The organism is Bacillus sp. FJAT-53060 (assembly GCF_037104745.1).
GTDB classification, from domain to species: domain Bacteria; phylum Bacillota; class Bacilli; order Bacillales; family Bacillaceae; genus Bacillus; species Bacillus stratosphericus_B.
In genome coordinates, this window is the sequence record NZ_JBAWSW010000041.1 from 1 (window position 1) to 20,329 (window position 20,329).

General features: G+C 40.8%; 21 protein-coding genes and 1 pseudogene. 19 read left to right on the forward strand and 3 right to left on the reverse strand.

The annotated features are described in order from the left end of the window. The 4 genes from WAX46_RS13130 to WAX46_RS13145 all read left to right on the forward strand — a co-directional run. Positions 1-659 (forward strand): IS3 family transposase (locus tag WAX46_RS13130; RefSeq protein WP_336494167.1); only part of this gene is annotated, 659 nt, incomplete at its 5' end. A 288-nt stretch (positions 660-947) separates the two neighbouring features. Beyond that, a complete protein-coding gene (locus WAX46_RS13135; RefSeq protein ID WP_226569610.1) occupies positions 948-1,181 on the forward strand; it encodes a hypothetical protein in 234 nt (77 codons plus the stop codon). Positions 1,182-1,516: 335 nt separating this feature from the next. Beyond that, positions 1,517-2,278, forward strand: a complete 762-nt coding sequence (gene soj / locus WAX46_RS13140) for a sporulation initiation inhibitor protein Soj (protein WP_226569612.1) — start codon at positions 1,517-1,519, stop codon at positions 2,276-2,278. After that, on the forward strand, positions 2,271-3,125 hold the full coding sequence (locus tag WAX46_RS13145) for a ParB/RepB/Spo0J family partition protein (RefSeq protein ID WP_336494168.1): 855 nt from the start codon (positions 2,271-2,273) through the stop codon (positions 3,123-3,125). The genes soj and WAX46_RS13145 overlap by 8 nt, the downstream gene beginning before the upstream one ends. 25 nt (positions 3,126-3,150) lie before the next feature. Here WAX46_RS13145 and yyaC read toward each other — a convergent pair whose 3' ends face one another. Next, positions 3,151-3,777, reverse strand: coding sequence for a spore protease YyaC (gene yyaC / locus WAX46_RS13150; RefSeq protein ID WP_226569617.1), 627 nt, complete (start codon positions 3,775-3,777; stop codon positions 3,151-3,153). Positions 3,778-3,849: 72 nt separating this feature from the next. On the opposite strand from yyaC, the gene WAX46_RS13155 reads away from it, so the two are divergent. From WAX46_RS13155 to WAX46_RS13210, 12 genes are all read left to right on the forward strand, one after another. Next, positions 3,850-4,875 (forward strand): YkvI family membrane protein, encoded by a 1,026-nt coding sequence (locus WAX46_RS13155; RefSeq protein WP_226569619.1) that lies wholly within the window; start codon positions 3,850-3,852, stop codon positions 4,873-4,875. A gap of 796 nt (positions 4,876-5,671) precedes the next feature. Continuing rightward, entirely contained in the window at positions 5,672-5,878 is a 207-nt protein-coding gene (locus tag WAX46_RS13160) for a DUF951 domain-containing protein (protein WP_226569621.1), read from the forward strand. A 208-nt stretch (positions 5,879-6,086) separates the two neighbouring features. Continuing rightward, positions 6,087-7,187: a redox-regulated ATPase YchF gene (gene ychF, locus WAX46_RS13165; protein ID WP_336494169.1), complete on the forward strand. Its 1,101-nt coding sequence runs from the start codon at positions 6,087-6,089 to the stop codon at positions 7,185-7,187. A gap of 108 nt (positions 7,188-7,295) precedes the next feature. Further along, positions 7,296-7,583, forward strand: a complete 288-nt coding sequence (gene rpsF / locus WAX46_RS13170) for a 30S ribosomal protein S6 (RefSeq protein WP_024424058.1) — start codon at positions 7,296-7,298, stop codon at positions 7,581-7,583. A 36-nt stretch (positions 7,584-7,619) separates the two neighbouring features. Next, a complete protein-coding gene (gene ssbA / locus WAX46_RS13175) occupies positions 7,620-8,138 on the forward strand; it encodes a single-stranded DNA-binding protein SsbA (RefSeq protein ID WP_226569625.1) in 519 nt (172 codons plus the stop codon). A 39-nt stretch (positions 8,139-8,177) separates the two neighbouring features. Beyond that, a complete protein-coding gene (gene rpsR / locus WAX46_RS13180) occupies positions 8,178-8,417 on the forward strand; it encodes a 30S ribosomal protein S18 (RefSeq protein ID WP_008359105.1) in 240 nt (79 codons plus the stop codon). A 201-nt stretch (positions 8,418-8,618) separates the two neighbouring features. Beyond that, positions 8,619-9,584, forward strand: coding sequence for an ABC transporter ATP-binding protein (locus WAX46_RS13185; protein WP_226569627.1), 966 nt, complete (start codon positions 8,619-8,621; stop codon positions 9,582-9,584). Continuing rightward, a complete protein-coding gene (locus tag WAX46_RS13190) occupies positions 9,577-11,094 on the forward strand; it encodes an ABC transporter permease/substrate-binding protein (RefSeq protein WP_226569629.1) in 1,518 nt (505 codons plus the stop codon). The genes WAX46_RS13185 and WAX46_RS13190 overlap by 8 nt, the downstream gene beginning before the upstream one ends. A 189-nt stretch (positions 11,095-11,283) precedes the next feature. Next, a complete protein-coding gene (locus tag WAX46_RS13195) occupies positions 11,284-12,255 on the forward strand; it encodes a ring-cleaving dioxygenase (RefSeq protein WP_226569631.1) in 972 nt (323 codons plus the stop codon). Next, complete coding sequence (locus WAX46_RS13200) at positions 12,255-12,860, forward strand: alpha/beta hydrolase (protein ID WP_226569633.1); 606 nt, start codon at positions 12,255-12,257, stop codon at positions 12,858-12,860. Before WAX46_RS13195 ends, WAX46_RS13200 begins: the two co-directional genes overlap by 1 nt. Before the next feature lie 580 nt (positions 12,861-13,440). Continuing rightward, positions 13,441-13,935 carry an RNA polymerase sigma factor gene (locus WAX46_RS13205; protein ID WP_226569635.1) on the forward strand — a complete coding sequence of 165 codons (495 nt, stop codon included), beginning with the start codon at positions 13,441-13,443 and terminating at the stop codon, positions 13,933-13,935. After that, positions 13,936-14,790, forward strand: coding sequence for a DUF3298 and DUF4163 domain-containing protein (locus tag WAX46_RS13210; protein ID WP_226569638.1), 855 nt, complete (start codon positions 13,936-13,938; stop codon positions 14,788-14,790). A 224-nt stretch (positions 14,791-15,014) separates the two neighbouring features. On the opposite strand, the gene WAX46_RS13215 is transcribed toward WAX46_RS13210, so the two are convergent. Continuing rightward, positions 15,015-15,941, reverse strand: a complete 927-nt coding sequence (locus WAX46_RS13215; RefSeq protein ID WP_226569640.1) for a manganese-dependent inorganic pyrophosphatase — start codon at positions 15,939-15,941, stop codon at positions 15,015-15,017. 299 nt (positions 15,942-16,240) lie between these two features. On the opposite strand from WAX46_RS13215, the gene WAX46_RS13220 reads away from it, so the two are divergent. Genes WAX46_RS13220 through rplI form a run of 3 tightly spaced genes read left to right on the forward strand, consistent with a single transcriptional unit; the run spans position 16,241 to position 19,635 of the window. After that, positions 16,241-17,179 (forward strand): YybS family protein, encoded by a 939-nt coding sequence (locus WAX46_RS13220; RefSeq protein ID WP_226569642.1) that lies wholly within the window; start codon positions 16,241-16,243, stop codon positions 17,177-17,179. A 30-nt stretch (positions 17,180-17,209) separates the two neighbouring features. Beyond that, on the forward strand, positions 17,210-19,189 hold the full coding sequence (locus WAX46_RS13225; RefSeq protein ID WP_226569644.1) for a DHH family phosphoesterase: 1,980 nt from the start codon (positions 17,210-17,212) through the stop codon (positions 19,187-19,189). Further along, positions 19,186-19,635: a 50S ribosomal protein L9 gene (gene rplI, locus WAX46_RS13230; RefSeq protein WP_226569646.1), complete on the forward strand. Its 450-nt coding sequence runs from the start codon at positions 19,186-19,188 to the stop codon at positions 19,633-19,635. The genes WAX46_RS13225 and rplI overlap by 4 nt, the downstream gene beginning before the upstream one ends. 60 nt (positions 19,636-19,695) lie before the next feature. Here the strand turns inward: rplI and WAX46_RS13235 are convergent. After that, positions 19,696-20,329: pseudogene (locus WAX46_RS13235) on the reverse strand (IS3 family transposase); the annotation flags it as partial.

The following is a 20,329-nucleotide window of genomic DNA, read 5'->3' on the forward strand; positions in this document are numbered from 1 at the left end:
ATGGATATCGAAAAATCACAGCCATACTAAAAAGGAGAATGCGTATTAACCATAAAACTGTTCAACGTATCATGCAGAAAAACCAGTGGCAATGCCGTGTTAAAATGAAAAAGCGTAAGAAGAATGGGCAACCCTATGCCGTGGCCGGTAACATACTGGATCGGAACTTTCAATCTGATCGTCCTCTTGAAAAACTAGTAACGGACATCACATATTTGCCTTATGGACAGAAACAATTGTACCTTTCCAGTATATTGGATTTATATAATGGAGAAGTGATTGCTTTTAATATTGGTGATAAGCAGGACACAGACTTTATCTTAAACACACTTGATCAGCTCCCAGCACTGCCTAAGAACTGCGTGTTACATAGCGATCAAGGTTCTGTGTATACATCTTACGAGTATCAGAAAGCTGTTCATATAAAAGGCATTACCATGAGCATGTCCCGTAAAGGGACACCCGCTGATAATGCCTCCATCGAATCGTTCCATTCCTCACTAAAGTCTGAAACGTTCTATCTTAACAGGATTGATCGAACTACGACCACCATCGTAGAACGCACTGTCAAAGAATACATTTATTATTATAACAACATTCGTATTCAAACAAAACTAAACAACCAATCACCGATAAACTATCGGCAATTGGCTGTATAAAGGTGTTTTGATCCCTGTCTCAAAAACGGGGGTCAGTCCCGAGTCACTCGTCAGCTTTTTTTGTATTTGAATTTAAATACAAAATATCTGAAGATGATTTAAAGAACTATGGTTTACGACAAAACAAACAGGATGAGGTGGTATCTGATGAAAAGCCACATACTGTTCGCCACCTTTTGGGAAAACCATATCCTGGTACCGATATTATATGCTCAAAAAGGGGATATCCTGGTGGTGCCTTGAATGGTTTAATTGGTCATGCTGGTATCGTTATTAACATGAAAAACTATGCCTCCATTCATAGATTTAGACATTATCGATTCCATTCAAAGCTGGTTTCGTCATAGTGCCAATACAAAGGTTATTCGAATCAATCATCAAGAAAAGGAGGATCTAACAGGGGATTGGGCGCACGATGACGTGAAAGACCATCCGAAGGCTCGATTTTCGGACCCGACGTATTATTCAAAGATTGTATGGCAGGCTACGCCAAAACAGGTGACACTGTTGGACATGCGTTAAGGCACCTTATGGATTTTTGAAAAAGAGAAACTATAAAACAGTGACTCCTAAAGTCATTGTGAGTGAAGGTCGTAAAATTGGCGGCTTAAACTTTTAATATGTTTTCTCCTCTCTTCAATGAAGTGAGGTTTTTTTATGCAAAGTCATTTCTGTCTAAAAGATATATCAATATATTTTCCCTGCTTGTTTCCATTCGTCCATTCATGTACGAAAATAGACATTCTCCGACGAATTTATAATGGAGAAACAAAAAAAGCAAACGTTTCAGACTTTTTTTGATAGAATAGAAAGTATGAATGAATGAGAAACTTGTTAAGTTGAAAGTGGGTGACATCGTGGGAAAAATCATAGCGATTACCAACCAGAAGGGTGGCGTTGGAAAGACAACAACTTCTGTTAATTTGGGTGCGTGTTTAGCATACATAGGAAAACGAGTATTGTTAGTTGATATTGATGCGCAGGGCAATGCCACGAGTGGTATTGGGATTGAGAAGGCCGACGTAGAGAAGTGTGTGTACGATATTTTAGTTGATGATGCAGATGTACTTGATGTGATTAAGACGACAGAGGTCGAAAATCTTGATGTCATTCCTGCGACGATACAGCTTGCAGGGGCAGAAATTGAGCTTGTGCCTACGATCTCACGTGAAGTGAGGCTGAAGAGAGCACTTGAATCAGTGAAGCAAAATTATGATTATATGATTATTGACTGCCCGCCATCACTTGGATTACTGACGATTAATGCGTTAACTGCATCCGATTCCGTTTTAATACCGGTTCAGTGTGAATATTATGCGCTTGAAGGATTGAGTCAATTGTTAAACACAGTTCGTCTCGTGCAGAAACATTTAAATACCGACCTTGCCATTGAAGGGGTCTTACTGACGATGCTTGATGCAAGGACAAATCTTGGGATTCAGGTCATTGAAGAAGTGAAGAAATACTTTAGAGATAAAGTCTATCACACCGTTATTCCGAGAAATGTCAGACTCAGCGAAGCGCCTAGTCATGGAAAGCCTATTATCTTGTATGATCCACGATCAAGAGGTGCAGATGTCTATTTAGACTTAGCAAAGGAAGTGGATACGAATGGCTAAAGGTCTTGGGAAGGGTATTAATGCATTATTTAATAACATAGAATCAAATGAAGAAACTGTAGAAGAAATCAAATTAAAGGATTTGCGTCCGAATCCGTATCAGCCAAGGAAAACGTTTGATGACGATGCGTTAGCTGATCTCAAAGCATCAATTCAGCAGCACGGCGTTTTACAGCCGATCATCGTTCGAAAATCGATTAAAGGATATGACATTGTAGCAGGTGAACGCCGTTTTCGAGCAGCAGAACAAGCTGGTCTGGAAACAATTCCTGCGATCGTCAGAGAATTTTCAGAAACGCTGATGAGAGAGATTGCCCTTTTAGAAAACTTACAGCGTGAGGATTTATCTCCATTAGAGGAAGCGGAAGCCTATGCTTCCTTGCTAGATCACTTAAGTGTGACCCAAGAAGAATTAGCGAAACGGTTAGGTAAAAGCAGACCGCATATTGCGAATCATCTTCGCCTTCTAACCTTACCGGAAGAAGTACAAAAGCGGATTGCCGATGGAACGTTATCGATGGGACATGGACGAACTTTGCTTAGCTTGAAAAACAAGAAGAAGCTAGCACCATTGGTAAAGAAAATCGTTGATGAGGGGTTAAATGTACGTCAGGTTGAGAAACTTGTTCAGCAGTTAAACGAAATTGTTCCACGTGAAACAAAGAAAAAAGAAGCACCAAAGGATCGAATGTTGAAAGAAAGAGAGTCTTTCTTACAAAATTACTTTGGTACTTCAGTTACCATTAAGAAACAGAAGAAAAAAGGAAAAATTGAGATTGAATTTCTTTCAAACGAAGATTTAGAAAGAATTCTTGAATTGCTTTCTATGAGAGAATCCTCAGAGTGACCATCTTGATACGAGATGGTCTTTTTTATATTCTCCCAGTGATATTTTGAATAGGGGCAAAGAGAGAGCGGCTTTTTTCTCTCGTCCAATCCATTTGATCAATGTGAGATAGACTTTCAGAAAGTGTATTGGCCATAGACATGACAAGATGGAGCCTTGTGTTTTGGAGAACGAAGTATTCCATAAAACCACTGACGTTGACGATCCCATTGATATGAATATCTCCTACCTGAGGGAGCTCCTTTTGTACACCTGCCCCAGGTTTTAACGGCCCATCTCCAATTTGGAAGGAGCCTACACTTTTCACTCTTCCTAAACAGGCATCAACAGCCACAATAAATGGATGTTGATGAGCTTGTTCAATTTCAGCGAGCTTTTCTTTTAAATTGACGGCATGCACTGGGTTAGAGAGAGTTCCGTATACGTGAAGCTTTTTCAAATTCAGACCTGAAAGCTTTGTTCCAACAAGTGGACCTAGAGAGTCGCCAGTTGAGCGGTCTGTTCCAATACAAACGATGACAACGGGTCTTTTTCCTGCTTTCTGAAGATGCGAGAATAAAATACTTTTAAGATGCTTAATGGCATTTGTATCCGTATGGGACACGTATTCTTTCACCCTATTTCTTAAAAAAAGACCGTTCTTGCTATTCATAGGTCTCACTTCCTTGTCATAGTAGTTAGTAACAGTATACGGAAAGAAGCTTAATTCTATACCTATGAGGTGATGATTGTGTGGAAGGCTGGTTCAAGGTGGACGCTTTTAATTTTAGGAAGCTTAATAGGAGCGGGGTATGCTTCCGGTCAAGAAATTTGGCAGTTTTTTGGTATTGATAGTGGACTAGCCATTCTACTATTTACACTGATGTTTATGCTGTCTACCTATGTGGTGTTGAAAATTAGTTATGAGGTGCGTGCTGATCACTTTGTGCCAGTGCTAGAGCGGCTTGTAGGTCCATGGCTGGCTAAGGTGTATGACATTTTAATTGTCCTTTATCTATTCACGACAACAACGGTCATGATTGCCGGTGGCGGGGTCACACTTGAGATGTATCGTGTTCCATTTTGGGTTGGAATCGGTGCGTTTTGTTTTTTTTCATTTATGATTTTTTTCTGGGATGTAAAAGGGCTCTTATCGGTAAATGCCTTTATTATACCAATTTTGGTGGTGGGGCTCATCTATGCGTTTGTTTTTTATTATATGAATCATGATCATATGTGGAGGATTGATTTTGGGCAGCAGTACAATTGGCCTGCCAGTATTGTCTTTGCTTCTTTGAATATATTATCTGTTGTTGCCGTACTGTCTTCGGTTGGGAAAGAAATGAAGGGGCTGGGAGAAGCCAAAATTGCGAGTATATTAAGCGGTCTAATTTTTGGTGTCCTCTCTTATGTATATAATGAAATACTTGTTGATATTTCTGGGAGTCTTTCAGCAGAAGGAATTCCTTTGTTTACGGTATTAGAAGGGGCGCCGACGTCATTGTTTGTATTTATGACAGTTGTCCTTTGTCTAGCCATTTATACGACAACAGCCGCTGGTTTATTTGGTTTATCGAGCCGAATGCTCTCTTTTGTACGAATTCCTCGCTGGTTGATTGTATTCGTTATGCTTCTTTTGATGGCGCCTTTAACATCTCTTGGATTTGCCGATTTGATTGCTTTCTTGTATCCGATTTATAGTTTGTTAAATCTTTATTTACTCGTCTGTTTAATGCTATACCCAATTTTAAGTAAGAAGATCTTTTTTTGATCAAGAAATTATATTGATAAAATAAGGACCACTCTTCGTAAGAGCAGTGCTTATTTTATCAGAATTGAATCGATGGCATCTTTGATATCCTTATATAAAGGCATTTGCTGAATTGAAGGTGACAGACTGCCCATATATTTGGACTATCAAAGGTGGTGGCTTTTTTGACAACTGGCTGTTCTGTTGCAATATAAGCACAAATAGTATCGGCAAGGGCTTGTTGGTAGGACGCTATGATGACACACTTGTTCAATGTATTCCTTCCCTTTAAAAAAGGCATGATCTTGATTCCCTGCTAGGGATTTTCTTTCAATGGGATAGACATCATCTGTTTTGCAATGAATGTGCTGCTGTTTGAACATCTTCTGGTGATGAGACCTTCATTTGCTTTGGTAACGGACAGTGAAAAGCGACGATGAATTCATTTGATTGTTTCTGTTGCATCGTTAAACCAAATAATTTATGATGGATTTTTAGAAAATCGTGGACAGTGAGCGTTTGCTAACCTATTTCTATCGTATGGTGCCGTAATTTGTCTTTGTTTCCAGCATGATCGGATATGATTTTATATTCTTTATTGGTTAATCTATCCTTTCGATTGACCATCGTACCTGCTCCCTCATATAACATTTATACAAATATCATAAATTAAAAAATAGGGAAAAACAGTTTAAGTAACTATTGGTCACAAATAAAATGATATAAAAGAAGGATTTTTTCTATAAAAAAGAATAGGATTAACGATCGTTTTTTTGTACAATAGATTCAATAAAGTGAGCAATTGAGGTGAAGGCTGATGGCAGACAAAGCGTTTGGGTTACATGACGTTGTTGAAATGAAAAAACCCCATCCATGTGGTGCCAATCGGTGGAAAGTCATTCGTTTGGGCATGGATATTCGTATTAAATGCGAAGGCTGTGGGCATAGCGTGCTGATCCCAAGAAGAGACTTTGAACGAAAAATGAAGAAAATTCTCGTCAAGCATGAGGAGCCAACTGCTTAAGGTAGGCCTCATGCTTTTTTTGATTAATTGTCTATTATGCAGGAAGCAATTTATCCTTTTATAGCTCTGATTCGCTCTTTTTGGTGATGTTTCTTCTATTGAAAACGCATAATGGTTAACTTGTCTTTTCATGTAAACCTACTTATAATTGCTCTAGGTTCATATTACGCAGTATAACGAGCACGTTTGATATAGAGGAGATGAAAGAATGGCTTTAACAGCTGGTATTGTTGGCTTACCTAACGTCGGGAAGTCAACGCTATTCAATGCAATTACACAGGCTGGGGCGGAGTCTGCTAACTATCCGTTCTGTACCATTGATCCAAACGTCGGAATTGTAGAGGTTCCAGACGATCGTTTACAAAATCTAACAGAATTGGTGCAGCCGAAAAAGACAGTTCCGACTGCTTTTGAATTCACTGATATTGCTGGTATTGTCAAAGGTGCGTCTAAAGGTGAAGGATTAGGGAATAAATTCCTTTCTCACATCCGCCAAGTAGATGCGATCTGTCACGTGGTGAGAGCGTTTGCCGATGATAACATTACACACGTATCAGGCAAGGTTGATCCAGTGTCAGATATTGAAACAATTAATTTAGAACTGATTTTGTCGGATTTAGAAACGGTTGAAAAGCGTTTAACTCGTGTGAGTAAGCTTGCGAAACAAAAAGACAAGGAAGCTGTAGCTGAATTTGATATTTTGTCGAAGCTAAAGGACGCATTTGAAGCTGGGAAATCTGCAAGATCTGTAGAATTTACAGATGAGCAGCAAAAGCTTGTCAAACAGCTTCATTTACTCACGTCTAAACCAGTTCTTTATGTAGCAAATGTGAGTGAGGATGAAGTAGCAGATCAGGACGGAAACGAATATGTGCAGCAAATTCGTGAGTTTGCATCTGGCGAAAACGCTGAAGTGATCATTGTTTGTGCTAAGATTGAATCTGAAATTGCAGAGCTTGAAGGAGAAGAGAAGCAGATGTTCCTTGAAGAGCTCGGCATCAAAGAATCAGGACTAGATCAGTTGATTAAAGCGTCTTATTCACTTCTAGGCTTAGCTACGTATTTTACAGCAGGTGAGCAAGAGGTACGTGCTTGGACATTTAAAAAAGGAATGAAGGCGCCAGAATGTGCTGGAATCATTCATACGGACTTCGAGCGTGGATTTATTCGTGCTGAAACGGTTGCTTATGAGGATTTACTAGCTGGCGGAAGCATGTCTGCTGCGAAAGAGGCAGGGAAAGTGCGTTTAGAAGGTAAAGATTATGTAGTGAAAGATGGAGACGTCATTCATTTCCGTTTTAACGTATAGGTTCTTGTCATAGGCCAAGTGATTTGTTATAATATACAATTGTGAGTAATATAATTTATTGCTCCTTGCCCGTTTAGGGCCGCTTAGACCAAAAGGAGGTGCAATCAGATGAGAAAGTACGAAGTTATGTACATCATCCGCCCAACAGTTGACGATGAGGCTAAAAAAGCAGTTATCGAGCGTTTCAATAACGTGTTGACTTCTAACGGTGCGGAGATCACTGGAACAAAGGATTGGGGTAAACGTCGTCTTGCATACGAAATCAACGATTTCCGTGACGGTTTCTACCAAATCGTAAACGTTCAATCTGACGCTGCAGCAGTTCAAGAATTTGACCGCTTAGCTAAGATCAGTGACGATATCATTCGCCACATTGTTGTTAAAGAAGAAGTATAAATCATTGAAATATATATTTAAAGGTGGTCTTTTAATATGCTAAACCGTGTTGTATTGGTCGGAAGACTAACAAAAGACCCTGAGCTTCGCTACACGCCTAATGGTGCGGCTGTAGCCACGTTTACTCTAGCTGTGAATCGTACGTTTACGAATCAATCTGGAGAGCGTGAAGCCGATTTCATTAACTGTGTTACTTGGAGGAGACAAGCCGAGAACGTGGCTAATTTCCTGAAAAAAGGAAGTCTTGCCGGTGTAGACGGTCGCTTACAGACGAGAAACTATGAAAATCAGCAAGGACAGCGTGTCTTCGTGACAGAAGTTCAAGCTGAGAGTGTTCAATTTCTTGAGCCTAAAAGCGGCGGCGGTGCTGGTTCAGGTGGATACAGCGGCGGTGGCAATAGCGGAGGCCAGTATTATGGCGGTAGCCAAAACGATCAGAATCCATTTGGCAATCAAAACAATCAAAATCGTAATCAGGGGAATAGCTTCAATGATGACCCATTTGCGAATGACGGTAAACCGATTGACATCTCCGATGATGATTTGCCATTCTAATTGATCTGAATAATGACTAAAGGAAAGGTGTGAAAACAAATGGCAGGTGGACGCAGAGGCGGTCGTGCGAAACGTCGTAAAGTATGTTTCTTTACTTCTAACGGTATCACGCACATCGATTACAAAGATGTTGATCTTCTTAGAAAGTTTGTTTCTGAGCGTGGTAAAATTTTACCTCGTCGTGTAACAGGAACTAGTGCTAAGTATCAACGTAAATTGACTTTAGCGATCAAAAGATCACGTCAAATGGCATTACTTCCATACGTTACTGGTGAGTAAGTCGTTGACTTAAAAGCGAAGAGCCTTGAGCTCTTCGCTTTTTTTTCTATGTCTAACTCTATTTTTGCTAGAGCCGTTTTTGGCGGTTGAACTAGGGGAAGTATGTAAAAGGAGTCAAAGTGACAGTTTGTTCTATACAAATACGAGGTCGATCTGTCATATTGGTAGTCTAGAAAATAATTGCAGTCAGGGCGTGGGAAGATGATTGAATTTAAGAAGGTTTCGATGCGATTTTCTGATGAGCGCTATGCCGTTCAGTCTGTTGATTTGGATATTCAGAAAGGTGAGTTTTTTATATTGATTGGACCTAGTGGAAGCGGGAAAACGACGACATTGAAAATGATCAATCGTCTTATTTCTTCTACAGAAGGTGAGATTTATATAAAGGATCAAAAAGTAAGTGATTATGATATGTATGAGCTGCGCTGGGACATTGGTTATGTTCTTCAACAAATTGCGCTTTTTCCTCATATGACCATAGAAGAAAATATTGCCGTAGTGCCGGAGCTGAAGCATTGGAGCCGGAACGAGACGAGTAAGCGTGTTGATGAACTGATGTTGATGGTGGGGCTTGATCCAGCTATGTATCGACATCGAAAGCCGGCAGAGCTTTCAGGAGGACAGCAGCAGCGGGTCGGTGTTGCACGTGCACTTGCAGCTGATCCTGAGATTGTCCTAATGGATGAACCTTTTAGTGCGCTAGATCCATTGACGAGAGAGAAATTGCAGGATGATCTGCTTGATTTACAGCGTCGTATTCAAAAGACCATCGTTTTTGTGACGCATGATATGCAAGAAGCAATGAAGCTTGGTGATCGGATATGTGTCATGAATGAAGGAAAAGTGGTGCAAATTGGACGCCCAGAGGAATTGGTTCAACATCCAGTCAATGCATTTGTTCGGGAATTTGTCTCAGGGGCTGTTCCCCATGTGGGACATCAGGCATTTGAACTAGAAACTCTGGCTCAACCAATGACTCAAGAATCTCTTTTGGGCTATGATGCGGTCTCAGCATATGCCACGCTGGACGATGTACTGTTTCAATTGGCAGAGCATGAGGAATTGGCTATTGAGAAGGATGGGGAGCGGATTGGAATAGTGAATCGGCAAGCAGTGATTCAGTTTTTAGCTGGTTCTCTTGCGGAGAGGAGTGACTCACATGAATGATTGGACAAGTGTGTTATGGGCCCGAAAGGAACAATTGGGTCACGCTTTACTTGAGCATATTCAAATTTCCTTTATTGCTTTATTTTTAGCGATTTTGATTGCGATTCCATTAGGCATTTTATTAACGAGGGTTCCAAAGTTAGCAGAGTGGGTGATTGGGGTGACGGCTGTCTTACAAACGATTCCGTCTCTGGCTCTGCTTGGGCTGCTGATTCCTCTCGTTGGGATCGGTCAAGTACCTGCCATTATTGCCCTTGTGGTCTATGCCTTACTTCCTATTTTAAGAAATACATATACAGGCATTCATGAGGTCGATCCTTCCCTTCGAGAAGCGGCTCTAGCCATGGGAATGAATCATCGCAAACGTTTATTAAAGGTGGAACTGCCTCTAGCCATGCCAGTAATCATGGCAGGTATCCGAACGGGGATGGTTCTCATTGTGGGGACAGCCACTCTTGCAGCTCTTATCGGGGCTGGCGGTTTAGGGAGTCTGATTCTGCTAGGAATTGATCGAAATGATATGTCGTTGATCGTCATTGGCGCCATCCCAGCCGCCTTACTTGCGCTCTTATTTGATGTGGTGCTGCGAACATTTGAGAAAATACCCTTTAAAAAGACCGTGATCTCTGTGACTGTCTTTGCCGTGATGGCAGGAGCGGTTGTCGCTGCTCCCTTGCTGTTTCAACAAGAAAAGAGACAAATTACCATTGGTGGGAAATTAGGATCAGAGCCTGAAATTTTGATCTCTATGTATAAGCTTTTAATTGAGCAGGATACGGATATTCAAGTCAATCTTAAGCCCGGTCTTGGTAAGACGTCCTTTGTTTTTCAAGCGCTGCGATCTGGTGACATTGACATTTACCCTGAGTTTACGGGTACAGCGATTTCTGAGTTCCTTAAAGAAATAACGAAAAGCACAGATAAAGAAAAAGTGTATGAGCAGGCGCGGCGTGGCTTGGAGGCATCATTTGAGCTCCGTCTTCTCCAGCCGATGGCTTATAACAATACGTATGCTTTAGCCGTGCCTCAGTCACTGGCTGATCAATATGAGTTATCAAAGATTTCAGATCTAGGTAAGATCAAGAATCGTATAAATGCTGGATTTACCTTAGAATTCTCTGATCGTCAGGATGGATATCAAGGCATTCAAAAGACTTATCAGTTTTCCTTTGACGATGTGGTGACGATGGAACCTAAGCTTCGGTATCGGGCGATTAAAAAAGGGAATATTAATTTGGTTGATGCGTATTCAACAGATAGCGAGTTGAGACAATACAAATTAAAGGTGCTTGATGATGACAAGCATGTTTTTCCGCCATATCAAGGAGCGCCGCTGTTAAGGCAAGAGACGTTAACAGAGTTTCCTGAGATTGAGGCCTCACTCAACAAGCTGGCTGGTCAAATCAAAGACGATGAGATGAGAGAAATGAATTATGAAGTCAATGTGAATGGAAAAGATGCTTTTCTGGTGGCGAAAGCCTATTTAGAAAAGAACAAGCTGCTACAATAATCAAGAAAAAGCAGGTCCGCCATGTGCCAAAAGGGCCTGCTTTTTTAAAAGGAAAAACAAAAATCATTGACATTTATTTAAACACATTTTATTCTTAATTCGAAATGAATATATTTTTTAATTTAATATCTCGAATTCAAGATATTAAAAGACGTCAACAAAGACATAATGAATAGAGCTTGTTACTTCATGATTAGGAGGTCATTAGGAGTGAAAAAAACAGAAGGAATTCACCATATTACAGCGATAGTTGGTCATCCTCAGGAGAACGTTGATTTTTATGCCGGTGTATTGGGACTTCGTCTCGTTAAGAAGACCGTAAATTTTGATGATCCAGGCACATATCATTTATATTTTGGGAATGAAGGGGGCTCTCCAGGTACTATTATGACATTTTTTCCTTGGCCAGGTGCCCAAAAGGGTCAAATTGGCGCAGGCCAAGTTGGCGTGACCACATACGTTGTCCCGACAGGCGCTTTCTCTTTCTGGAAGGAACGTCTGAAGCAGTTTGATATTGCTTATGATACCAATGAACGCTTTGGTGATGCCTTTCTTTCATTTGAAGATCCACACGGCCTATTGATTGAGCTAGTAGAGCGGGATGAAGGAAAGCAAAATGAGTGGACATTTAACGGTGTCACACCCGATGTAGCGATTAAAGGGTTTGGCGGAGCTGTTTTATTAACATCACAGCCGGAGCAAACGATGCAGCTGTTAGAGAAAACGATGGGACTTGAACGAGTTGGAGCAGAAGAGGACTATGTGCGATTCCGTTCGTTCGGTGATATTGGCAATGTGATTGATGTGAAAGTGACACCTGTTGCACGAGGACGGATAGGTGTTGGGGTTGTACATCATGTTGCATGGAGAGCAACTGATGATCATGATCTATTAGATTGGCAAAGACATATTGTGCAAAGCGGGTATCAGGTAACACCTGTGCAAGACCGAAATTACTTCAATGCCATTTATTTCAGAGAGCTTGGCGGTATATTATTTGAGCTTGCGACTGATCTTCCGGGGTTTGCACACGATGAATCAGTGGAAACGATGGGTGCAGCGTTGAAGCTGCCACCGCAATATGAGGCGCAGCGAAGTCAGATTGAACAAATTGTGCTACCAATTGAGGTGAGAGTAATCAAAGGGAAAGGAGATTCATGATGAAGCACCTTTTTCGAAAAGGAAAGAATGAACAAAGACCTGTCCTTTTATTACTGCATGGTACTAGCGGGACAGAACTTGATTTATTGCCGCTTGCGGAGGTGGTAGATTCGGGCGCATCTGTGCTCAGCGTGAGAGGAAATGTGTTAGAGAAAGGCATGCCGCGTTTTTTCAGGCGTTTGGCAGAGGGTGTATTTGATGAACAAGATTTAATTGAGCGAACAAAGGAACTATATACATTTATAGGTGAAGCAGCAGATGGATATGGGTTTGATCGTGACAACGTTGTAGCCATCGGATATTCAAACGGGGCGAACATTGCTGGAAGTCTGCTATTCCATTATGAAGATGCACTGAAAGGGGCGATCCTGCATCACCCGATGGTGCCAAGACGCGGGGTTTCATTGCCTTCATTAGCGAGGAAACAAGTCTTTATAGCAGCTGGTGAAAATGACCCAATGTGCAAACCAGAGGAATCACAGGAGTTGGAGCAATTGCTGCAAGACGCAGGCGCTTCGGTCACGCTTCATTGGGGAAATCATGGACATCAGCTAACGAGAGAAGAAGTAGATGCTGCGGCTTTATGGTATCATCGTCAATTTTAAATGAGGTAGGGAATACAGGTGGTTTTTTAGAGAAGCTGTTTGGGCAAACCAAACAAAAGGAGATGGAGCAAATGGAACATGTAAAACTAGTGATTATTTCAAACAACCGATTGTTTCGATAGATGAACCATTATTTGAGCTGATTTGTGAGTAAAAAGGTCCTCTTCAGCTTCTGTTTTCAAACCCAGATACAGTGGAAGGAAAGATGAACCGGCTTTACTCGTATGCAAAAGAGCGAGGGAAACAGGTTGAGGCAGATACTGTTGTGCTTATGATGGTTGTATCAAAGAGCAGCTAAAAAGATGTATGGAGCAAAAGATTGGAGCGTGATGCAGGGCTGCACAGCAGGTTGAACGGGAGACGGCATCTCCATCAATTATTCACTTTTCTAAAACAATTTGTTCATCAAAAAATTACCGCTTTGAATGAGTGAGCCAGTCAAGTTGGCTCTTTGTATAGAAACGTAAATGCGATGAGATGTTAAAAAAATAATCGAGCGCAAACTATTTTGAACAGGCGCGCGTCTATCCAATGTAAGAAATAACAGATGCGCATTTAAGATAAAGGAGCTCTTTGTAAAATGAAGAAACGAAAGATTGATGATCAATTTGCGGATTACGTAATGGAGCATAAACACAGTTTTTATCGATTGTCCTACAGCTATGTCAAAAACCCAGAAGATGCCATGGATGTGGTTCAAGATGCGATTCATAAAGCACTCAAATCTGTACATCGACTAGAGGATGAAAGCAAGATGCATAGTTGGTTTTATAAAATTGTGGTGAACGTTGCCCTAGACTTTTTACGAAAGAAGAAGCGGGTGCAGGTGACAGATGATGACACACTTGAATTCTTATCAAAGGGTGAATCCGATGTCTATGAGGATCAGGATGTTAGACGGGCCATAGAGGATTTGCCTGAGATGTACCGGGTCATCATTATATTGCGATTCTTTGAAGATTTAAAGCTTGAGGACATCGCTCATATTCTCGAAGAAAATGAAAACACCATTAAAACAAGATTATATAAAGCGTTGCGATTTTTAAAAGTAGAATTATCGCAGGAGGAAATATAAATGGATAAGCATTTGGAACAGTTAAAAGAGGAATATTTAGAAATTCCTATTCCACCGGAATATGATGCCATGGTTGAACGGACGTTAAAACGAAAAAATAAAAAACCGCACTTCAAACAGTGGACGACTGGAATTGTCGCTGTGGCTGCTCTGTTTGTGACCACTGTCAACGTCAGTCCACAGGCAGCAAGAGCAATTTCAGAGGTACCTGTCATTGGTGAGCTTGTGAAGGTCGTGACTTTCACAGAATTTAAGAAAAGCGATCAGGGAACGAATATTGATCTGAAAACACCACACGTGTCAGGGCTTGGTGACGAAAAATTAGAAAACAGCCTCAATCAAAAATATTTAGCTGAGAATAAAAAGCTGTATCAAGATTTTGAAAAGGGAACAAAGGGCTACAAAAATGGCCATTTAAGTGTTGAGAGTGGGTATGAAGTAAGAACGAACAATGATCAAATTCTCTCAATAGGTCGATACAAGGTGACAACTCAGGCTTCAGCGGCAGAAGAAATGACGTACGATACGGTTGATAAGAAAAATCATGTGCTCATCACACTACCAAGCTTGTTTAAGGATGACCGTTATATTGATGTAATTAGTGAAAACATTAAAGAGCAGATGAAAAAACAGATGAAAGAGGATTCAAATAAGATTTATTGGATTGGCAAAGATGAAATGGATCCATTTAAAAAGATTCAGCAAGATCAAAGCTTCTATATCAATTCCAAAGGCAAGCTCGTGATTTCCTTTAATGAATATGATGTGGCACCTGGCTACATGGGTGTTGTTGAATTCACGATACCAACAAGTGCTCTAAAGGATATTCTCGTCAGTGATGTATATATTCATTAAAAAGGAGCGTTCTGAAAGGAGCGCTTCAGCGTGTAGACAAAGCCTCGCATTGGGTGTCATTTCTGCGTGCCGGTGCTCACGAATCTCAAATTCGCTCCGCTTCGGTAATCGTCCTTCCTAGACTTCAAAGGTTTTCTATCAAACTTGAAATTTTAGCCCTTTGTCAACAATCTGAAGACATACAAAAAAGACTGCTGAACTCGTCAGCAGTCTTGTCGTGTGGATTAAGAAAGAGCGTTCGTTAGTGCAGGCACGACTTGTTTCTTTCTTGATACGACACCTTTTAATAATGCTGTATTGTTTTTAAGTGTTACGTTAAATGCTTTTTCTACTTTTGCTGCTTCAGCACCAAGTGCAAGAGCAAGAGAATCATTTTCTAAGATGTCTGTGATCACAAGAACAAATAGATCAAGATCTTTCCCTGCAATGACTTCATTGATTTTGGCTTCAATTCCCGTTTGTCTTGCTGTCACTTCAGCGATATCTACTGTATTGACTTGAGCAATTTCAACTTTGCTGTTTCCTAGTGCAAATTCTTTTGCATCAAGTGTAATTAATTCTTGAACAGTTTTTTGACTTAGATCAGCGCCAGCTTTTAGCATGTCTAGGCCGTATACTTGTGGATCTACCCCTGCAATTTTTGCTACCTCATGCGCAGCATCAATGTCTTGCTGTGTGCATGTTGGGGATTTAAATAGTAAGGAATCAGAAATGATTGCAGATAAAAGCAGCCCAGCGATTTCTTTTTCAATGGTGATTTGGTTCTCTTTGTACATTTTGTTTAGGATCGTTGCTGTACAACCAACTGGCTCAGCACGATAGTAAAGAGGTTCACTTGTTTCAAAGTTGGCAATACGGTGATGGTCAATGACCTCGGTCACTTGTACTTGATCAATATCGCTTACACTTTGCTGGAATTCGTTATGATCAACAAGAATGACTTGCTTTGTTTCGTTTGCAGCCGTTTCAATGAAACGAGGTGGTTCTTGTTTAAAGAAATCTAATGCGTATTGTGTTTCTCCATTGATTTCTCCAAGTCTGACAGCTTCTGCCTCAACGCCAATTTTGTTTTTCAGATCAGCGTAAGCAATCGCAGAGCAAATTGTGTCTGTGTCAGGGTTTTTGTGTCCAAATATGAGTGTTTTTCCCATGTGAATTCTCCTTCTTACATTTATTAATGATGTTTCTATTCTAACAGCTTTTGATCTTGAATTCAGGGTTTATAGCTAAGATTAATCTAAAAAATTGTCATATGCTGTTTAAAAACGTTCATTCAAATTCATATCGGTGTTCCACGTGGAACGTTCTCAGGATAGCCGCATTTTACTTGGGATTTGCCGCTATGGTAAAATAAAGGTTGGAGCAAGACATGATGAAGCTTACATAGTGCGTATACATAGAAGTACACATTGAGCAAGATATAGAAAAATGGTTGGATAGAGGTGAAGGTGTGAAACAAACAAAAGGGTTAGTAGAAGGCGCTATCATGATCAGTATTTTTTCGGTCATGACGCTGTTTTATTTGTATGTGCCACTATTATCCATTATTTTCTTTCTGGCTGCTCCGATTCCGATCATTCTCTATACAATCAGGCAAGGATTGAAAAAAGGAATTGCTGCTGGCGCTATTGGCATAGTGATCAGCTTTTTAATTGGTTCTATTGCGGGATTGATGAGTGCACCAATGCTGATTGCTGTCGGATTAGGCATGGGCGTTTTCTACAGCAAGAGGCAGCCGGGAAATGCGGTCATTACAGGTGGGCTGATCTATTTATTCAGTTTCCTCATCTACTTTGTCGTCAGTGTTCAGCTTTTTCAGGTAGATATACTTGGTATCGCTAAAGAGTCAATTGAGCAAATGATTCCGATGGTAGAGAGCGTATTAAAGCAATCCGGCGCTTCTGAACAGGACATTGCGAAACAACTGAAGCAGTTGAGAGAGATTCAGGATACGGCATTGAGTGCTTTACCTGTAGCGCTATTGATTGGTGTTACGCTGATCGCTTTAGTGAATCACTGGATCGTGCGTCCCCTGATTAAACGGTTTGTCAAAGACATGCCGAACCTTAAGAAATTTAAGGATATGCGGATGCCCAAAAGCATGGTATGGTATTATTTACTCACACTGCTTTTGATGCTGATTCAGACGGAAAAAGGCAGCTTTTTATGGCTTGTTCAAACGAGTGCGTTTCAAATTTTATTTATATTGGTGCTTATTCAGGGCTTTTCTTTTATCTTCTATTATTGCCACGAAAAAAACATCTCAAAAGTGGTACCCATTTTTGCTATCGTGTTGACGATTCTCTATCCGCAAGTCGGTGTGATTGTGCGTATTATAGGAATTGTCGACATAGGCTTTGATTTAAGAGATAAAGTAAAGAATAAATAATTCACTCTGAATGTTGAGGAGTTGATATCAGTGCCAAGCTTCTATAGAAAACCTGTCATCAAGTATCCGATCTTCGCGTTAATTGTCCTTGCGGTGGTCACAGTCCTCCTCAACCTTTATTTTAATTGGATCATAGGAGCGGTTGGTCTTTTAGTACTTGCAGGTGTACTCTACTTCTTAAAGTGGGCAGATACGCAAGTGCAAAAAGAGATTGATTCATATATTTCAACATTATCCTATCGAGTCAAAAAGGTTGGAGAAGAAGCATTAATGGAGATGCCAATTGGGATTATGCTGTTTAATGACCAGTATTATATCGAATGGACAAATCCATTTCTCTCTTCGTGCTTTCATGAAAGTACACTTGTCGGCAGATCCTTGTACGATACATTTGAGTCCATTGTGCCTCTTATTAAACAGGAGGTCGAGACAGAAAATGTGACGCTGAATGATCGGAAATTCAAGGTGATTATTAAGCGGTCAGAGCGTCTTTTATACTTCTTTGATGTAACCGAACAGGTACAGATTGAGAGGCAGTATAAGAATGAACGAACGGTGTTATCGTATATTTTTTTAGACAATTATGACGATGTCACGCAAGGCCTTGATGACCAAGTGCGCAGTGCCATTTATAGTGAAGTAACGTCACTGTTAAACAATTGGGCGCAAGAATATGGTATTTTCCTGAAGAGAATTTCGTCTGAACGCTTTATTGCGGTATTAAATGAGAGCATCCTAGCAGAGCTTGAAGCCTCAAAGTTCTCCATTTTAGACGAGGTTCGTGAGAAAACAGGGGCACATAGCGCGACGCTTACCCTTAGTATCGGAATTGGTGCGTCTGTTCCATCTCTCAAAGAGCTTGGAGCACTTGCGCAATCGAGTCTTGACCTTGCCCTCGGACGAGGCGGAGATCAGGTGGCCATTAAACAGCCGAATGGGAAAGTGAAATTCTACGGCGGGAAAACCAATCCAATGGAAAAACGGACACGAGTACGCGCAAGGGTCATTTCTCATGCATTAAAAGAAATAGTATCTGAAAGTGGTAATGTGATGATCATGGGGCATAAGTTCCCAGATATGGACTCAATCGGTGCTTCGATCGGTATTTTAAAGGTTGCACAGGCTAATGGGAAAGAAGGCTATATTGTCATTGATGCTAACCAGATTGGGGACAGTGTTCAACGCTTAATTAGTGAAATTAAGAATTATGGAGAGCTTTGGTCACGTTTTATCACGCCAGAAGAAGCGATGGAGCTGGGAAAGGATGACACATTGCTTGTGGTCGTCGATACACATAAACCGTCTCTCGTCATGGAAGAACGACTGCTGAATAAAATTGAAAACGTCGTTGTCATTGACCATCATAGACGAGGTGAGGAATTTATCCGTGATCCTTTACTTGTCTATATGGAGCCGTATGCTTCATCCACCGCAGAGCTTGTCACAGAGCTATTAGAGTATCAGCCGAAGAAACTGCGCATCAATATGATTGAAGCCACTGCACTTCTTGCTGGAATCATTGTTGATACAAAGAGCTTCTCACTGAGAACGGGATCAAGAACGTTCGATGCGGCATCCTACCTTCGTGCGAAGGGAGCAGATCCTGTCCTTGTGCAAAAGTTCTTAAAAGAGACAGTCGATCATTACATCAAACGGGCAAAACTTATTCAGCATACAGAGCTGTATCAAAACCAGATAGCGATCGCTTCTTTGCCGTCTGACAGTTCTGAGTATTATGATCAAATTACGATTGCACAGACTGCTGATTCCCTTTTGTCGATGAGTGAGGTGGAAGCGTCATTTGCCGTCGCTAGACGAGATGACGACACTGTCTGCATTAGTGCCAGATCCTTAGGGGATGTCAACGTTCAAATTATCATGGAGGCATTAGACGGTGGCGGTCATTTAACTAACGCTGCAACCCAAATGTATGGTATAACCATTGAAGAAGCGGTAGAGAGGTTAAAAGCTGCGATAGACGAATATTTCGAAGGAGGGGTTCAAAGATGAAAGTGATCTTTCTAAAAGACGTAAAAGGCAAAGGGAAAAAAGGAGAAGTCAAGAATGTAGCTGATGGATACGCTCACAACTTTCTGATCAAACAAGGGTTAGCTGTTGAAGCAAATGCAACGAACCTAAGTGCATTGGAAGGGCAGAAAAACAAAGAGAAAAAGAATGCCATCCAAGAGCTTGAAAAAGCGAAACAACTAAAAGAAACACTTGAGACCTTAACAGTGGAACTCACTGCAAAATCAGGTGAAGGCGGCCGTCTGTTTGGATCCATTACAAGCAAACAAATCGCTGATAAATTACAAAAAGAGCATCAAATCAAACTTGATAAACGTAAAATCGAGCTGAATGATGCCATCCGTGCCCTAGGATACACGAATGTGCCTGTGAAAATTAATCCAGAAGTACAAGCTACATTAAAGGTACACGTTACAGAACAAGCCTAAACAAAAAGAACCCGTCTCACGGGACTGACCCCCGTTTTTGAGACAGGGATCAAAACACCTTTATACAGCCAATTGCCGATAGTTTATCGGTGATTGGTTGTTTAGTTTTGTTTGAATACGAATGTTGTTATAATAATATTTGACAGTGCGTTCTACGATGTTGATCGTAGTTCGATCAATCCTGTTAAGATAGAACGTTTCAGACTTTAGTGAGGAATGGAACGATTCGATGGAGGCATTATCAGCGGGTGTCCCTTTACGGGACATGCTCATGGTAATGCCTTTTATATGAACAGCTTTCTGATACTCGTAAGATGTATACACAGAACCTTGATCGCTATGTAACACGCAGTTCTTAGGCAGTGCTGGGAGCTGATCAAGTGTGTTTAAGATAAAGTCTGTGTCCTGCTTATCACCAATATTAAAAGCAATCACTTCTCCATTATATAAATCCAATATACTGGAAAGGTACAATTGTTTCTGTCCATAAGGCAAATATGTGATGTCCGTTACTAGTTTTTCAAGAGGACGATCAGATTGAAAGTTCCGATCCAGTATGTTACCGGCCACGGCATTGCCACTGGTTTTTCTGCATGATACGTTGAACAGTTTTATGGTTAATACGCATTCTCCTTTTTAGTATGGCTGTGATTTTTCGATATCCATATCGATACTTGTGCTTTCGGCACAACGT

Bases quoted from the DNA above. Each gene is read 5' to 3' on its own strand.
- WAX46_RS13190 (WP_226569629.1), top strand. From the start codon at position 9,577: ATGAATGATTGGACAAGTGTGTTATGGGCCCGAAAGGAACAATTGGGT.
- ssbA (WP_226569625.1), top strand. From the start codon at position 7,620: ATGCTAAACCGTGTTGTATTGGTCGGAAGACTAACAAAAGACCCTGAG.
- WAX46_RS13185 (WP_226569627.1), top strand. From the start codon at position 8,619: ATGATTGAATTTAAGAAGGTTTCGATGCGATTTTCTGATGAGCGCTAT.
- WAX46_RS13215 (WP_226569640.1), bottom strand. From the start codon at position 15,941: ATGGGAAAAACACTCATATTTGGACACAAAAACCCTGACACAGACACA.
- WAX46_RS13135 (WP_226569610.1), top strand. From the start codon at position 948: ATGCCTCCATTCATAGATTTAGACATTATCGATTCCATTCAAAGCTGG.
- rpsF (WP_024424058.1), top strand. From the start codon at position 7,296: ATGAGAAAGTACGAAGTTATGTACATCATCCGCCCAACAGTTGACGAT.
- yyaC (WP_226569617.1), bottom strand. From the start codon at position 3,777: ATGAATAGCAAGAACGGTCTTTTTTTAAGAAATAGGGTGAAAGAATAC.
- WAX46_RS13205 (WP_226569635.1), top strand. From the start codon at position 13,441: ATGAAGAAACGAAAGATTGATGATCAATTTGCGGATTACGTAATGGAG.
- WAX46_RS13200 (WP_226569633.1), top strand. From the start codon at position 12,255: ATGAAGCACCTTTTTCGAAAAGGAAAGAATGAACAAAGACCTGTCCTT.
- rpsR (WP_008359105.1), top strand. From the start codon at position 8,178: ATGGCAGGTGGACGCAGAGGCGGTCGTGCGAAACGTCGTAAAGTATGT.
- rplI (WP_226569646.1), top strand. From the start codon at position 19,186: ATGAAAGTGATCTTTCTAAAAGACGTAAAAGGCAAAGGGAAAAAAGGA.
- WAX46_RS13210 (WP_226569638.1), top strand. From the start codon at position 13,936: ATGGATAAGCATTTGGAACAGTTAAAAGAGGAATATTTAGAAATTCCT.
- WAX46_RS13155 (WP_226569619.1), top strand. From the start codon at position 3,850: ATGATTGTGTGGAAGGCTGGTTCAAGGTGGACGCTTTTAATTTTAGGA.
- WAX46_RS13195 (WP_226569631.1), top strand. From the start codon at position 11,284: ATGATTAGGAGGTCATTAGGAGTGAAAAAAACAGAAGGAATTCACCAT.
- WAX46_RS13145 (WP_336494168.1), top strand. From the start codon at position 2,271: ATGGCTAAAGGTCTTGGGAAGGGTATTAATGCATTATTTAATAACATA.
- ychF (WP_336494169.1), top strand. From the start codon at position 6,087: ATGGCTTTAACAGCTGGTATTGTTGGCTTACCTAACGTCGGGAAGTCA.
- WAX46_RS13160 (WP_226569621.1), top strand. From the start codon at position 5,672: ATGGCAGACAAAGCGTTTGGGTTACATGACGTTGTTGAAATGAAAAAA.